The following is a 15,573-nucleotide window of genomic DNA, read 5'->3' as shown; positions in this document are numbered from 1 at the left end:
TTTAAACAGAACTTATAAAAGCCTTGGAAATTGAAAGACATTAAAATAAACGACTTTAAAATACAATCTCAAATAGAAATTTCTAAACTAACTACAACCTTTAATTTAGAAGCAGAAGAAGAAGATGTAAAAGACGAGTTAAGAAAAGTAAGACGAAAACTAGGTGAACTACAAGACACGCTTTATGCACATGGTAAATATGCTGTTTTGGTTTGCTTACAAGGAATGGATACTGCCGGAAAAGACAGTTTAATTCGTGAAGTATTTAAAGATTTTAATGCAAGAGGAGTGGTGGTTCATAGTTTTAAAGTACCAACAGAATTAGAATTAAAACATGATTTTATCTGGAGACATTATATTGCACTTCCTGCTCGCGGTAAGTTTGGTGTGTTTAATAGAACGCATTATGAAAACGTATTAGTAACCAGAGTGCACCCTGGCTATATTATGGGAGAGCATTTGCCGCATATAAATTCCGTAAAAGATATAGATGAGGCTTTTTGGAATGCACGTTTTCAACAAATAAATAATTTTGAAAAGCACATTGCAGAAACTGGAACTATTATTTTTAAATTCTTTTTAAACTTATCTTTAGAGGAACAGAAAAACCGTTTACTACGTCGTTTAGATAAACCATCTAAAAACTGGAAATTCTCTCCAGGTGATTTAAAAGAGCGTAAACTTTGGGGAGCATACCAAGAATGTTATCAAGATGCTTTAAATAGAACATCAAAACCACATGCGCCTTGGTTTAATATTCCAGCAGATGATAAACCAACAGCAAGACTGATAGTCGCAAAAATAATGTATGATACATTAAAAGAATATACGGATATTAAAGAACCAGAATTGGATGATGATGTGAAGGCAAATATTGAATGGTATAAGGAGCAGTTGAATAAGGAATAGTTTCCTATGGATTTCATCCTTTTTTTGAGAGGAAGAATTATGTGCTTTTTTTTAGGGTAATGAGTTGATAAAAATAATTTGTTGCCCTTTGTTGTTTTTGAAATATATCATTAAAAATAAAATATTTATCGTTTATCAATAAATGTTTATCTATATTTGTAATATATTTATAGCTATTCTAATCATGTCAGAAACAAATAACGTCGTATTTAAAGGTTTAAAAATTGTTGCTTGGGTCATCTTTGTTGGTCTGTGTATTGAAGCAGGAGGCTTGGTAGTCAACTTTATTTTTAGTCTGTATAACCCGGAATTCGTTTCAAAATTATATCAGAAATTAGACTTAAGCGAAATGTACGCAAGCAGTAAAAGAGCTTTTTATAGTATGTATAGTTTTATCCTAATCATCTCGATTCTTAAAGCATATCTATTCTATTTACTAATTGTACTCGTAACCAAAATTGATTTATCTAAGCCGTTCAATAGTTTTGTTTCTAAGCAAATATCACAAATTAGTTACTATACATTTTCCATAGGCTTATTAAGTTATTTAGCAAGGCAGGTTGCTAAAAATTTGCAACATCGTGGTTATAATATCGATATGCTAAACCAGTTTTGGGCAGACAGTCAAGCCTTTATTTTAATGGCAGCTGTAATTTATGTGATTGCTATTATTTTTTCAAAAGGAGTAGCAAATCAAGAAGAACTAGAAGAAACAGTATAACATATGGCAATTATTGTAAATATGGATGTGATGATGGCAAAACGTAAAATGTCACTTAACGAATTATCTGAAATCGTAAATATCTCCTTAGCAAACTTGTCTAAACTAAAAACGGGAAAAGTAAAAGCAATTCGGTTTAGTACTTTAAATGCGGTTTGTGAAGCATTAGATTGTCAGCCAGCAGATATTCTAGAACATAAAAAAGATCAAGAATCTTAAAAATTATGCTAACTACTATCATTCCAAAATTACCAATGCTTGATAAAGATGTCACAAAAGCTTTTTACATAAATAAGCTGGGTTTTAAAGTATTTATTAGCACGAATTTTAAAGGTTATTTGAATAGAGTAAATTTAGAAAAATAATAAGATATAAATGAGATGGATAATAGTATTAGTTTTAAGTTCTACTGTGGTATTTGGCCAAAAGGATAATGCGATTATTCCGTTTGATAAAAAATTAGGTGAATTTTATAACGTACGCGATTTTTGTATTTCTAATACTGGTAAGGAAGCTTTTTTTACCATACAAAGTCCAGATGCACAAATTTCACAAATAGTAGTCGTCAAAAAAGAGAAAAAGGAATGGTCGGAACCAGAATTAGTGTCTTTTAATGATTCCTTTATGTATTTAGAACCTTTTTTGTCTCCCAAAGGAAATCGACTATTTTTTGTTTCAGATAGACCTTTAGACCATACTTCTAATGAAAAGAAAGATTTCGATATTTGGTATGTGGATAGAAATAATACTAAAGACAAGTGGTCGGCACCTAAAAATATAGGAAAGCCAATTAATTCCGGTTTTAATGAGTTTTATCCTTCCGTGAGTAAAAATAATAATTTGTATTTTACGATGGAATCTCCTAATGGATTAGGAAAAGATGATATTTATTTTTCTAAATGGAATGGCGATGGCTATGAAGCACCAATTCTTTTGAATGAAAACATAAACAGTAGTGGTTATGAGTTTAATGCTTTTATCTCTAGAGAAGAAGAATTTATAATATATACAAAGTATAAGGAAGAAGGCGGACAAGGAAGTGGGGATTTGTACATTTCTAGAAAAGATGCAAATGGAAAATGGGAAAAAGCAAAAAATATGGGGACTCCTATTAATACAAAGTATATGGAATACTGTCCTTTTTATGATGCGGAAAACGGAATCTTATATTTTACCAGTAAAAGAAGAAATCTGGAATCTAGAAAGTTTAAGGATGTTTTAGATTTTAAAAGCTATATTCAAGGAAATCAAAATGGCTTAAGTAAAATTTATTCTACGGCTATAAAAATGGAATAAAGCAAAGCAAGAATGAAAAGGAAAGTTGCTATTCTAAATACCGGTAAAACGGAAAGCACTTTGAAAACCATAAGAATCAAAAAATAAAATAAACGATGTCCACAACAAGCCACCATGATGCACGTATTGCAAAAATGACATTCGCTTCCGTGTATCCGCATTACATTACCAAAGTGGAGAAAAAAGGTAGAAGTAAAGACGAATTACATCAAGTTATTCATTGGTTAACGGGTTATGATGAACAAGAACTAGAAGAACTAATAGCTAAAAAAGTGACTTTTGAAATATTTTTTAAAAGTGCAAAATTAAACCCAAATGCCCAACTAATTAAAGGGGTGATTTGTGGGTATAGAATTGAAGAAATAGAAAATCAGCTAACCAAAGAAGTCCGATATTTGGATAAACTAGTAGAGGAATTGGCAAGAGGACGTAAAATGGAAAAGATATTGCGCATTGCATAAATCGATTAATGAACAGTTAAATTAATTGTACTTTAAAAGGAATACTAACAAACAAACGATGAATAAATCTATTTACTTTCTACTTTTTGTAGCTTTACTAACTTCTAGTTGTTGGCAAACCATAACCATTCATGACGTTATTCCAAATCATGATAACTTTACTATAAAGTCCAAATTTGTAAATGAAACGCGCGTAATTAATGTGTGGGTTCCACCAAATTATATAAATGGTACCGATTCTTTTCCTGTTTTATATATGCCTGATGGCGGAATAAAAGAAGATTTTCCGCATATAGCGAATTCCATTGCTAAGTTAGTGGAAAGGAAAAATATACCGCCGGTAATTCTTGTCGGAATTGAAAATACAGAAAGAGGAAGAGACCTCACAGGTTTTTCGGAAACGGAATATGATGCACAATTTTGTCCGTTAACCGATGGAGCAAAAAACTTTAGAGCATTTATAACCGAAGAATTAATGCTTCAGATAAATAGTAAATACAGAACTACTTCTCAAAAAGGTATTATTGGCGAATCGCTAGCGGGCCTTTTTGTTATGGAAACTTTCCTCTTAAAACCAAATGCATTCGATTTCTATATTGCAATGGATCCTTCTCTTTGGTGGAATAATCATTATCTAGAACAAAATGCTTCGACATTCTTAAATGCTTTTCCGAATAAAAAAAAGAAACTTTGGTTTGCTGGATCGGGAGTAGAAGATATTTCCATACATACCAATAACCTAGCTAAAACCTTGCAAAGTAATTCGCCTAGTACATTAATTTGGAAATATGAAGATGCGCCCAATGAAAAACATAATACCATTTTTAGAGCTAAAAAAGAACAAGCATTAACTTGGATAATGAATACTGAGGAATAACATATAAATTAATGTTTTATATTTTATTTAAGGATTCCTACTTTTTAGAAGTAGTATCTTTCAAACTTAAAATGGCATCCCTAAAATAATTACCCATGAAAAAAATCCTTCTATTACTTTTAGCCTTAAGTACGATTACTAGCTATTCGCAAACCGACGAAGAAATCCTTAAAGAAATATATAAACAATCCTTAACGAATGGTAAAAGTTACGAATGGCTAGATTACTTATCCAATCAAATAGGAGGACGTTTATCAGGATCTATACAAGCAGAATTTGCTGTAAAATGGGGAAAAGAAGAATTAGAAAAGCTAGGCTTAGATAAAGTTTGGTTGCAAGAAGTAATGGTTCCAAAATGGGTTCGTGGTGCAAAAGAATACGCATATATAGAGTCTTCACAAAAGAAAACGACAACCAGTGTTAATATTTGTGCGCTTGGTGGCTCTGTAGCCACAAACCCTTTAGGTTTAAAAGCAAAAATCATTGAAGTACAAAATTTTGAAGAATTACAGGGACTTGGTGAAGCAGTAATAAAAGGAAAAATTATATTCTTTAACAGGCCAATGCAAGAAGATTTAATTAGTACTTTCAATGCCTATGGTGGTTGTGTAAATCAACGGTATAGTGGCGCAGTAGAAGCAGAGAAGTTTGGTGCTGTTGGTGTCATTGTTCGTTCTATGAATTTACGTTTAGACGATTTTCCACACACAGGAAGTATGACTTATGACGATCTTCCTTTAGAAAAACGTATTCCTGCAGCTGCAATAAGTACTAATGATGCAGAGCTTTTAAGTACCGCATTAAAATTAGATAAAGACTTAGAATTTTATTTTAAACAAAGCTGTTCGCAATTTAGAGATGTATTATCGCATAATGTCATTGGTGAAATTACAGGAAGTGAGTTTCCTAAAGAATATTTTGTAGTTGGAGGTCATTTAGATTCTTGGGATTTGGGAGATGGATCGCATGATGATGGAGCAGGAGTGGTACAGTCAATGGATGTTTTAAGACTTTTAAAAGCATCAGGTATTAAACCTAAAAGAAGTATTCGTGTCGTTTTATTTATGAATGAAGAAAACGGATTGCGTGGCGGAAATAAATATGCAGAAGAAGCAAAGCGAAAAGGAGAAAACCATGTGTTTGCTTTAGAAAGTGATTCTGGCGGATTTACACCAAGAGGATTTAGTTTTGATTGTAGCGATGCTAATTTTGACCAAGTATTAAGTTGGAAACCTTTGTTTAAACCATACCTTATTCATTATTTTGAAAAAGGTGGAAGTGGTGCAGATGTTGGTCCTTTAAAAAATGATAGTAATGTATTAGCAGGATTACGTCCAGATTCACAACGTTACTTTGATCATCATCATGCGGCAAATGATACCTTCGATGCCGTTAATAAACGCGAACTAGAACTTGGTGCAGCAACCATGACTTCTTTAGTGTATCTGTTTGATAAATATGGAACTAATCCGTTACCAAAACAAAGTACGATTAAAAATTAGTTTTTGTTTTCCACAAAAAAACTACCTTTATAGATAAAAAGGCTCCATATGAAAGGTTTTCCAAAGTGTGATTTTAAGAAATATTTTTTAGTAATCATTATATTTTTATTTGCACTACATAGTAAAGGCCAAGATTCGCGGTTAGGTGAAAATGTGTGGTATTTACAAAATGTAATTGTTAATGGTCAAAATAATTATCCGCCATCTAATACCGAAGTTGCATCGGTTTCATTAGCTTTTTTTACAGGTTTTGATTTTGAGACTAACGTATGCAACCTTCTTAGTGGAAATCTAATCTTTGATGATGCTTTATCTACTTTTACATTTTCAGAATTATATCAAACGTTGATTGTATGTGATATGCAAGAAAATAGTAGTTTTGAAAGTCTTTATTTTTCTAATTTTTATTTTGCGAATCAATCCGGTGCATTTACATATAATATAGTGCAACTTATAGATAATACCTATACATTAACTATTACTACTAATAATGGGGATCAAGCAATTTACGGAAGCGCTTTATTAAGTACAAATAAGCATATAGCTTCTAAAATAAAGTTGTTTCCTAATCCTGTTATTCATTCCCTAACTATAGATAAAACGAAGGATCTTTTAAACCTAAAACTTACGGTTTATAATGTGAAAGGGCAAAGGAAGCTTTCCCATAAAATTGCTTCTAGTAATACTACTAATTTAAATGTGAGCAATCTAGAACCTGGAATATACTTTTTTGTTTTTGAAACTGAAAATGGCGAAATAGAAACTAAAAGAATAATTAAAAATTAATCCCGTTTTTTATTATTGAATAAAAATAGTATCTGTTTTCTTCATGTCTTCCAAGCGCTGAAGGGCTAATACTAGTTGGCTGGCATCCCAATATCCATATTCAAGAACTATTTTTTTATCAATAAATTGATAAGTAATATGAACCGGCATTTCAATTTTTTTATTGTTCTCTAAAAGATTGCCTTCCCAGATTCCCCAAAAATTCACCCAGTTTTTTCCACTATCATCCGTAACCATTTCAAACTCTCTTCTGTTTTCTTCAAAAGCTCTAGTTAAAAAACTGGAATCATTCCTTTTATGATATTCCGGTAAACTTTTTGCAGTAAAAAATTGATCTCTTGTGTTGTAATATACTTTCGCGGTGTCGGCATATTTCATCGTTAAGCTATCCCATTTCTGGTAGTCATAATTATTTATAACCGCTTTAACAATGTCAATTTCTGGAGAGTTTTGCGTGTATCGCTGTTTGTTACAGGAAACTATTACGAATAATAGTATTCCGAATAGGATGATTTTTTTCATAAAACTAAAATTTAAATTAATAAACCGTTTCCATAAAGAAATAGGTTGATTAATAATTACAGCAAAAGTGAGGCAATACTTATTTTAGTTTAATTAGTAGTATTATTGATTAATATAAATATACAAAATAAAACGCCTTAATCATTGATTTACAGTAAATTAATAATTAGTAAAAGATGTCTTCTAATGCACCTGGTTTGTAATTTGTTTTTTTTTTTTTGAATAAAATGACCCTATGTAAAGGAAAGCGCTATTTAAGTAGTTGAACGTCAATAGTTGTCATTTGTAGTAGAATTTTAGATTGTCTGTTTCCTTTTTGTACTTTTAAAAGCTAATTATCAATCTTTTAAAAAATGAAAAAAAAATTACTTTACTTAGTCTGTTTAACTACTAGTTTTGGTTTTTCGCAAAACATTGCAACCTTTAATAGTGTGCACATGTCTAATTATGCTATTGTAGATGGTGCAGTAGATCAAAGCCCAATGGGAGCAAGCGCTACTTGGAATTTTACAAGCTTAACTGATGCGGGTAACTCTACAGATACCTATGCTGGACCAACCACGGATCAAACAAATACGTTTCCTGGAACAACAAATGTGTTTTCTTCAGGTGATAACGATATTTTATTTAAAAGTGTGGCTGGTGAACTTTTTATTACCGGAGCAATAACGCCCGACTTAGAATTAAATTATAATGACGATAATGCGCTTATTGGTACATTTCCATTAAGTTTTGGTTACAATAACACCGATCTTGTTGAAGGTACTTTCACTAATCCAGATATTTCTGGCGAATTTACTGGTGACATTGTAAAGACAGTAGATGCTTATGGAACGCTTAACATGAATGATGTTGGTGTTGGAGCTTATAGCTCGACGGTTACTAGATTAAAAGTAGTTCAAACAGTTAATTTAGGTCTTCCTCCTTTTTTACCTAACGCAGGTACCGCGACACAAACGTCTTACTATTATTATGATAATGGTAATGGTAATTTAGTTTTTAGATCTAATACGGTGCATATTGTAATTCCAATTGCAAGTGTGGACGAAACTACTACTATTAATGAAGCATATTTAGTCACTTTATTAGGGATTAACGAAAATGCATATAATGAGATATCCGTTGTTCCTAATCCGGTGCATTCTGTTTTAAATATAAATTTAAAAACACCAAACCCTATTAAAACTATTGGTATTTATGATATTAATGGACGACAAGTTCTAAGTACAACAAATAATACAACAGCTATCGATGTTAGTGTTTTGCAAGCAGGAATGTATGTTGTAAAAGTAGAAACAGATAGCGCGGTGCTTACTAAAAAGTTTATTAAAAAGTAATACTTCGTTTTATAGAAAAGGCATAAAACCTGAAAAGTTAACTTTTCAGGTTTTGCATTTTCATTTGTTTTCGTAGTTGTTTTATGGTAAGTGTACTGCCATCATGACTCCAACCAGGAGCCGCAAAAGCATACATGAATTTATGGGACCAGTTTTTAGATTTTTTCATATCGTTCCAAATATCTTTGTATTCATGTGTTAAAATAACAAGTGGATTATAGGAGTTTGGCGCATGAGTAACGCCGTATTTAATTTCAATATTCTCATCTAGCTCTTTCCAAGTACCAAAAATTTTATCAAAAATATTTAAAAAACCACCATGGTTTTTATCCATATATTCTATGTTTTGTGCATGGTGTACTTGATGCATAGTATGCGTGTTAAATACTTTTTCAATAATACCTAATTTAGGAACGTAAACGGTATGTAATTGAAATTGCCAAAGCGATTCTATACCTAAACAAACGACTACCATTTCAGGCGGAAAGCCAATAGCGGGCATCCACATGTAAAATAAAGGTTTGTAAAAAAGAGTAAACCATCCGTTTCTCACAGCTGTCCCTAAATTAAAATTATTAGAAGAATGATGCACAATATGGGCGGCCCAAAGAAAGCGTACGTTATGGTTTTGTCGGTGAAACCAATAATAACTAAAATCGTCGCAAAGCTGGCATATAAACCAAATATACCAAGCGTATCCAAAAGACTCGTATCCCATAATATTGGTGTGTACACCAGCTACTATTGGGTTAAAAAGGTTGTAAATAAAGTTAAATAATACAATGGCTGCAATGGTTTTAGTAAGTGGCGCTATAATAGCAGAACCAACACCCATAGTTACACTTGCCCCTAAATCTTTCCATCCGTATAATTCTTGATTACGAGGTTCTTTACGGTGTTTGCTATAGCTTAACTCTAATAAAATGAGTCCTAAAAAACAAGGTACGCCGTAAACTAAAGGGTTAGTGAAATCCATTAAATTTTATTTTTAATTTCAAAAATACCTTGATTTTGCTGGAAAAACGCAGATAAATGGTTTTTCTTACGAAAAAAAAATCCGTTTTAAGAATGTGCTGTCTTAAAACGGATTTATATTGTATAATTGAAGTGTCTTATTTTACTAAAATATTTTCCTTCTTTTTGCTAGAAGTACCTATTTCTATTTCAATCTGATTTTTCAGTATATCATCAAAAGTTTCTCTTTTTCTAATTAAGTGCGCTTTGTTATTTAGCCAAAGTACTTCTGCTGGACGATAACGCGAATTATAATTGCTAGCCATCGAATAGCAATACGCTCCTGCGTTTTTAAAAGCTATAATATCTCCTTCGTTAATTTCAGAAATACGTCTGTTATTCGCAAAAGTATCTGTTTCACAAATATAACCTACAACACTATAAAAACGTTCTCTACCTTTTGGGTTTGAAATGTTTTCAATTTCATGTTGCGACCCATAAAGCATTGGTCGTATTAAATGATTAAATCCAGAATCGATTTGCGCAAAAACCGTTGAGGTTGTTTGTTTTACCACATTTACTTTCGCTAAAAACTGACCAGCTTCACTCACCAAAAATTTCCCTGGCTCAAAAGCAAGCGTTAATTCTTTTCCGTATTCTTTGCAGAAATCATTAAAACGTTTGGTAAGTTTTTCTCCAAATTCTTCAATATTTGTTTCAATGTCTCCTGCTTTATAAGGTACTTTAAAACCAGATCCAAAATCAATAAAGTCTAACGTTTTAAAGTGTTTAGCGGTTTCAAATAAAATCTCACTTGCATATAAAAACACATCAATATCTAAAATATCACTTCCGGTATGCATGTGAATCCCGTTAATATGCATTCCTGTGTTTTCTACAATACGAAGGATATGTGGTATTTGATGGATGGAAATTCCGAATTTACTATCTATATGTCCTACAGAAATATTCGTGTTTCCTCCAGCCATTACATGCGGATTGATACGAATGCAAACCGGTGTTTTTGGATGCTTTGTACCAAATTGTTCTAAAATAGAAAGGTTGTCTATATTAATTTGAACACCCAATTTTGCAGCTGTTTCAATCTCTTCTAAGGAAACACCATTGGGAGTAAAAATAATTTGATCTGGAGTAAAACCAGCGGTAAGTCCTAGTTTTACTTCTTGAATAGAAACCGTATCTAATCCGGCTCCTAAGGATTTCATTAATTTTAAAATGGAAATATTAGATAGCGCTTTAACAGCATAGTTCAGTTTTACCTGCTTCACCTTTTTAAAAGCAGAAGTTAAACGTTTATATTGAAAAGCTATTTTATCTGCGTCATAAACATAAATCGGACTCCCGAAATCTTTTGTTATCTTTAATAATTCGCTGTTTTCCATGTGTGATTTTTTTTCAAATATATTTTTTTTTAGGCTTATAAAAATGAAAATAACATAATATTACACATTTTAAACATATTGTTAAATATTTAACAATATGAGATTTCTATAGTTTGTTCGTTTTTTAATAATTAAATATTAGGGTAAGTTCTTGTGATTATTTACTTTTGTTTCATTATAAATTCTTTGAAGCTTTTGGCGAAAGAGAACTAACAATTTTACTTTAAACAAGATGAATTTACACGAATATCAAGGAAAAGAATTATTAAGCAGTTTTGGCGTACGTATTCAAAGAGGAATCGTTGCACAAACCGCTCAAGAAGCAGTTGCTGCAGCAAAAAAAATGACGGAAGACACAGGAACTGGTTGGCACGTGATTAAAGCACAAGTTCATGCTGGTGGACGTGGTAAAGGTGGAGGAGTTAAGCTTGCTAAGAGCTTACAAGAAGTAGAAGAAATTGCTGGACAAATTATTGGAATGGATTTGGTAACACCTCAAACTTCTGCGGAAGGTAAACGTGTACACCAAGTTTTAGTTTGTGAAGATGTTTATTATCCTGGAGATTCTGAGACAGAAGAGTATTATATGTCTGTACTTTTAAATAGAGCTACAGGTAAAAATATGATTATGTATTCTACAGAAGGTGGAATGGATATTGAAACGGTTGCAGAAGAAACACCACATTTAATATTTCATGAAGAAATAGATCCTGCTTTAGGAATAATGGGTTTTCAAGCTAGAAAAATAGCTTTTAACTTAGGTTTATCTGGTGTTGCTTTTAAAGAAATGACAAAATTTGTAACTGCATTATATACAGCTTACGTAGCGTCTGATTCTTCTTTATTTGAAATTAACCCAGTTTTAAAAACAAGTGATTCTAAAATAATGGCTGTGGATGCTAAAGTATCTTTAGATGACAACGCATTATATAGACATAAAGATTTAGCTGCTTTACGTGATTTACGTGAAGAAAATGCAATTGAAGTAGAAGCAGGTGAACATGGACTTAACTATGTAGATCTTGACGGTAACGTTGGTTGTATGGTAAATGGTGCAGGACTTGCAATGGCAACAATGGATTTAATTAAGCAAGCAGGTGGTGAGCCGGCTAACTTTTTAGATGTTGGTGGTACTGCAGATGCTGCAAGAGTAGAAATTGCATTCGAACTTATTTTAAGAGATCCAGCTGTAAAAGCAATCTTAATTAATATTTTTGGTGGTATTGTTCGTTGTGATCGTGTTGCTCAAGGTGTTATTGATGCGTACAAAAACATGGGGAATATTGAAGTGCCAATTATTGTTCGTTTACAAGGTACTAATGCCGATATTGCGAAAAAATTAATTGATAATTCAGGATTAGCTGTAATGAGTGCTACAGAGTTTCAAGAAGCTGCAGATAAAGTACAAGAAGTATTATCTAAATAAATTTCAATGTGATGCAGAACTAGTTTCTGTATTTCATAAATATATAGAAAAGAGCAACCATTTGGTTGCTCTTTTTTTTGTCTTAAAATGGGAAATGACAGATACGTTTTCTTTAAATTTTGGTAAGTATAGACCAAAAAAAAGAGCAACTAATCGTTGCTCTTTTTTTGTATCTTATTCTTTGTTGGCGTATCGCTTATTTTTTTCTCTCCTTTTTTTGGCATTGGTCCACGTAAATGAATCACTAAACCGTTAAGGAAATTTCGTAAAATCTGATCGCCACATTCCATATATTTTGGATGGTCTTCTTTTCTGAAAAAAGCATTAAGTTCACTTTTTCCGATTCTAAAATCTACTAATTCTAGAATTTTTATAATATCCTCATCACGAAGTTTATGTGCTACTCTTAGTTTTTTAAATATGTCATTATTAGTCATAGTAGAATTTTAATTTTTTTGGTTAGTTTTAGAAGTGAAAATCGTCTGAAACATGTAAAACAAAGGTGTTGTATGTTGTTCTATAAGATTTTGTTTCTATGAAACTAGTATAAAAGCGATGAATTGCTCTTTTTTTTTCGACAAGATACAATATATCAACGATTATAAAAGAGGGATTATATCTAACTTTATAATAATTAATTAATTCCTCATAGTAATGGTAAATAGGGTAGAAAAACTATGCCTTTTGTCGGAAATGATTGCATTTGCAAAATGCGACAAGATGATAAAAAGTATAGAACATAAATTTTTATTAGGTGTAGCGAAGCAGTTACATATTTCTCGTGAAGATTTTGATTATCTTATAGCAAACCCTATCGATTATACCCATTTAAAATCACATAGCGAGCGCATTGTACAGTTTCATAGGTTGGTTTTACTAATGAGTATTGATGGAGATATTAATGATAAAGAAATTATTAAACTCCATAATTTTGGTTTGCGAATGGGTTTAAACCATGAGTCTATTAATAAGGTATTGTACTTGATGGAGAGCTTTCCAAATAAGATGGTGCCACCAGATGTATTGATCGATATTTTTAAGGTACAGTATAATTAAGGTAGGTTCTAAATGGAAAAGCCTTTTGGTGCATTCCATTTGGTTAGTGGGACTTATTCCGCTAAAATGCGGAATCTTCTGAATTAAGCTAAAAATTTCTTTGAAAAGAATATCCGTAAAAAAAGTTTTCTCGACAAGCTCGAAATGACATAGGTTTCAGTCATCAGTCATCAGTCATCAGTCATCAATAGGTAAGGCAACATTTTCGTCTTTGTTCGTAATTTCTCCGTGCAACTTTGTGGATCTTTGTGAGTCTCTGTGTAGTAAACTATTGCAGTCGTCGGTCATTAGTTATAAATTAGGCCTTCAGTGCTTCCAGTTTACCTTGGTAGCTTTTAATTTCATCACGTAGTTTTGCAGCAACTAAAAAGTCTAATGCTTTGGCAGCTTGCTCCATCACTTTTCGTTTTTCACGAATTTTCTTTTCCAGTTCTCCTTTACTTAGATATTCGCTTTCTGGTTCTGCAGCTCTTGCAGCTTCTAGTTCGTAACTATAGGTACTTACCGAGTTTTTCGATAATGCACTATCCAAGCTCTTATTTAATGCTTTTGGTACTAAGTTATGCTGGGTGTTATATGCGATTTGTTTTGCACGTCTGTATTCGGTTTCATCAATCGTTTTTTGCATGCTTTTGGTAATTTTATCGGCATACATTATTGCTTTTCCATTAAGGTTACGTGCTGCACGACCAACCGTTTGGGTTAAAGACCTTGCCGAACGTAAAAAACCTTCTTTATCTGCATCTAAGATCGCAACTAAAGAAACTTCTGGTAAGTCTAAACCTTCACGTAATAAATTCACACCCACCAAAACATCATAAATACCGCGACGTAAATCTTGCATGATTTGAACTCGCTCTAAAGTATCTACATCACTATGGATGTAGTTTACTCGGATAGAAATTCTGCTTAAATATTTGGTCAATTCTTCCGCCATACGTTTGGTAAGCGTCGTTACTAAAGTACGTTCGTCTTTTTCTATACGTTGCTGTATTTCTTCAATTAAGTCATCAATCTGATTTAAACTTGGTCGCACTTCAATAATCGGATCTAATAAACCAGTAGGTCTAATGACTTGCTCTACATAAACACCATCCGTTTTTTCAAGCTCATAATCTGCAGGAGTAGCACTCACATAAATGACTTGATTTTGAAGTGCTTCAAACTCTTCAAATTTTAGAGGTCTATTGTCCATGGCAGCAGGAAGTCTAAATCCATATTCTACCAAGTTCTCTTTTCTGCTTCTATCTCCTCCGTACATAGCATGAACTTGTGAAATAGTTACGTGACTTTCGTCTACAACCATTAAATAATCTTCTGGAAAATAATCTAACAAACAGAAAGGTCGCGTTCCCGGCTCTCTTCCGTCAAGGTAACGCGAATAGTTTTCAATACCAGAACAATAACCAAGTTCCCGAATCATTTCTAGATCAAATTCGGTACGTTCTTTAAGTCGTTTTGCTTCTAAGTGTTTTCCTATTTCTTTAAAATAATCGTATTGTTTTACTAAATCGTCTTGAATACCTCTAATGGCTCCTTGTAAAATGTCTGGAGAAGTAACAAACATATTTGCAGGATAGATAGTCAGTACGTCATATTTTTCAATAACCTTATTGGTTTGAATGTCGAAAGATTCGATTTCCTCAATTTCATCGCCAAAGAAGTGAACGCGAAAAGCATCATCAGCATAACTTGGAAATATATCTACCGTATCTCCTTTTATTCGGAAGTTTCCATGATTAAAATCTGCTTCGGTACGCGAATACAAACTTTGTACTAATTGGTGTAATAATTTGGTACGAGAAATGACCTGATCTCGTTTTAATGTAATGACATTTTTTTGAAACTCTACCGGATTCCCAATACCATATAAACACGAAACGGAAGCAATAACAATGACATCACGACGACCAGAAAGGAGGGAAGAAGTGGTACTTAATCGCATTTTCTCTATTTCTTCGTTAATAGATAAATCTTTTTCTATATAAACACCAGAAGTTGGTATGTAGGCTTCGGGTTGGTAATAATCATAATAAGACACAAAATATTCTACAGCATTTTCTGGAAAAAACTGTTTGAATTCACTGTATAATTGTGCCGCTAAAGTTTTGTTATGTGCAAGAACTAAGGTTGGTCTTTGTGTTTCTTCAATAACATTAGCAACTGTAAATGTTTTACCAGAACCTGTAACACCAAGTAAGGTTTGGTATTTTTCATGGGTGTCTAAACCATGCACTAATTGTTTTATGGCATTTGGTTGATCTCCAGTTGGTTTGAATTCCGATTCTATTTTAAATTTCATAAGTTATTGGCATGCTAAGCT

General features: G+C 32.4%; 16 protein-coding genes. 11 read left to right on the top strand and 5 right to left on the bottom strand.

Translation table 11 applies throughout. The features are described from left to right. Positions 1-30: 30 nt before the first annotated feature. From ACVCXO_RS07125 to ACVCXO_RS07090, 8 genes are all read left to right on the top strand, one after another. Positions 31-909 carry a PPK2 family polyphosphate kinase gene (locus ACVCXO_RS07125; RefSeq protein WP_452228902.1) on the top strand — a complete coding sequence of 293 codons (879 nt, stop codon included), beginning with the start codon at positions 31-33 and terminating at the stop codon, positions 907-909. Between the two features lie 184 nt (positions 910-1,093). Next, positions 1,094-1,630, top strand: coding sequence for a DUF2975 domain-containing protein (locus tag ACVCXO_RS07120; RefSeq protein WP_452228901.1), 537 nt, complete (start codon positions 1,094-1,096; stop codon positions 1,628-1,630). 3 nt (positions 1,631-1,633) lie between these two features. Next, on the top strand, positions 1,634-1,849 hold the full coding sequence (locus ACVCXO_RS07115; protein ID WP_452228900.1) for a helix-turn-helix domain-containing protein: 216 nt from the start codon (positions 1,634-1,636) through the stop codon (positions 1,847-1,849). Positions 1,850-2,005: 156 nt separating this feature from the next. Continuing rightward, positions 2,006-2,926 carry a hypothetical protein gene (locus ACVCXO_RS07110; protein ID WP_452228899.1) on the top strand — a complete coding sequence of 307 codons (921 nt, stop codon included), beginning with the start codon at positions 2,006-2,008 and terminating at the stop codon, positions 2,924-2,926. Positions 2,927-3,021: 95 nt separating this feature from the next. Then, on the top strand, positions 3,022-3,387 hold the full coding sequence (locus ACVCXO_RS07105) for a DUF2200 domain-containing protein (RefSeq protein ID WP_452228898.1): 366 nt from the start codon (positions 3,022-3,024) through the stop codon (positions 3,385-3,387). Between the two features lie 58 nt (positions 3,388-3,445). After that, positions 3,446-4,264 carry an alpha/beta hydrolase gene (locus tag ACVCXO_RS07100; RefSeq protein ID WP_452228897.1) on the top strand — a complete coding sequence of 273 codons (819 nt, stop codon included), beginning with the start codon at positions 3,446-3,448 and terminating at the stop codon, positions 4,262-4,264. A 95-nt stretch (positions 4,265-4,359) separates the two neighbouring features. After that, positions 4,360-5,766, top strand: a complete 1,407-nt coding sequence (locus ACVCXO_RS07095; protein WP_452228896.1) for a M20/M25/M40 family metallo-hydrolase — start codon at positions 4,360-4,362, stop codon at positions 5,764-5,766. Positions 5,767-5,814: 48 nt separating this feature from the next. Further along, the gene (locus ACVCXO_RS07090; RefSeq protein ID WP_452228895.1) at positions 5,815-6,552 is read left to right on the top strand and encodes a T9SS type A sorting domain-containing protein; all 738 of its coding nucleotides are present in this window, start codon (positions 5,815-5,817) and stop codon (positions 6,550-6,552) included. Positions 6,553-6,564: 12 nt separating this feature from the next. Here ACVCXO_RS07090 and ACVCXO_RS07085 read toward each other — a convergent pair whose 3' ends face one another. Beyond that, the gene (locus tag ACVCXO_RS07085; RefSeq protein ID WP_452228894.1) at positions 6,565-7,074 is read right to left on the bottom strand and encodes a nuclear transport factor 2 family protein; all 510 of its coding nucleotides are present in this window, start codon (positions 7,072-7,074) and stop codon (positions 6,565-6,567) included. Between the two features lie 353 nt (positions 7,075-7,427). Between ACVCXO_RS07085 and ACVCXO_RS07080 the strand changes: the two genes are divergently transcribed. After that, positions 7,428-8,411, top strand: coding sequence for a T9SS type A sorting domain-containing protein (locus tag ACVCXO_RS07080; RefSeq protein ID WP_452228893.1), 984 nt, complete (start codon positions 7,428-7,430; stop codon positions 8,409-8,411). Between the two features lie 37 nt (positions 8,412-8,448). Here ACVCXO_RS07080 and ACVCXO_RS07075 read toward each other — a convergent pair whose 3' ends face one another. Together ACVCXO_RS07075 and lysA are read right to left on the bottom strand one after the other, a co-directional pair. After that, complete coding sequence (locus tag ACVCXO_RS07075) at positions 8,449-9,387, bottom strand: sterol desaturase family protein (protein ID WP_452228892.1); 939 nt, start codon at positions 9,385-9,387, stop codon at positions 8,449-8,451. 136 nt (positions 9,388-9,523) lie between these two features. Further along, positions 9,524-10,768: a diaminopimelate decarboxylase gene (gene lysA / locus ACVCXO_RS07070; RefSeq protein ID WP_452228891.1), complete on the bottom strand. Its 1,245-nt coding sequence runs from the start codon at positions 10,766-10,768 to the stop codon at positions 9,524-9,526. 232 nt (positions 10,769-11,000) lie between these two features. On the opposite strand from lysA, the gene sucC reads away from it, so the two are divergent. Then, a complete protein-coding gene (sucC, locus tag ACVCXO_RS07065; protein WP_452228890.1) occupies positions 11,001-12,194 on the top strand; it encodes an ADP-forming succinate--CoA ligase subunit beta in 1,194 nt (397 codons plus the stop codon). Positions 12,195-12,343: 149 nt separating this feature from the next. Here sucC and ACVCXO_RS07060 read toward each other — a convergent pair whose 3' ends face one another. After that, complete coding sequence (locus ACVCXO_RS07060; RefSeq protein ID WP_452228889.1) at positions 12,344-12,631, bottom strand: DUF1456 family protein; 288 nt, start codon at positions 12,629-12,631, stop codon at positions 12,344-12,346. A 217-nt stretch (positions 12,632-12,848) separates the two neighbouring features. Here ACVCXO_RS07060 and ACVCXO_RS07055 point away from each other — a divergent pair, with 217 nt between their 5' ends. Further along, positions 12,849-13,250: a TerB family tellurite resistance protein gene (locus tag ACVCXO_RS07055; RefSeq protein ID WP_452228888.1), complete on the top strand. Its 402-nt coding sequence runs from the start codon at positions 12,849-12,851 to the stop codon at positions 13,248-13,250. Between the two features lie 298 nt (positions 13,251-13,548). On the opposite strand, the gene uvrB is transcribed toward ACVCXO_RS07055, so the two are convergent. Continuing rightward, positions 13,549-15,552 (bottom strand): excinuclease ABC subunit UvrB, encoded by a 2,004-nt coding sequence (gene uvrB / locus ACVCXO_RS07050; protein WP_452228887.1) that lies wholly within the window; start codon positions 15,550-15,552, stop codon positions 13,549-13,551. Between the last annotated feature and the right edge of the window lie 21 nt (positions 15,553-15,573).

It is taken from the genome of Lacinutrix sp. MEBiC02404 (genome assembly GCF_053601575.1).
Note: the sequence above shows the minus strand (reverse complement) of the source record. Positions and strands in the feature narration are given on the sequence as shown.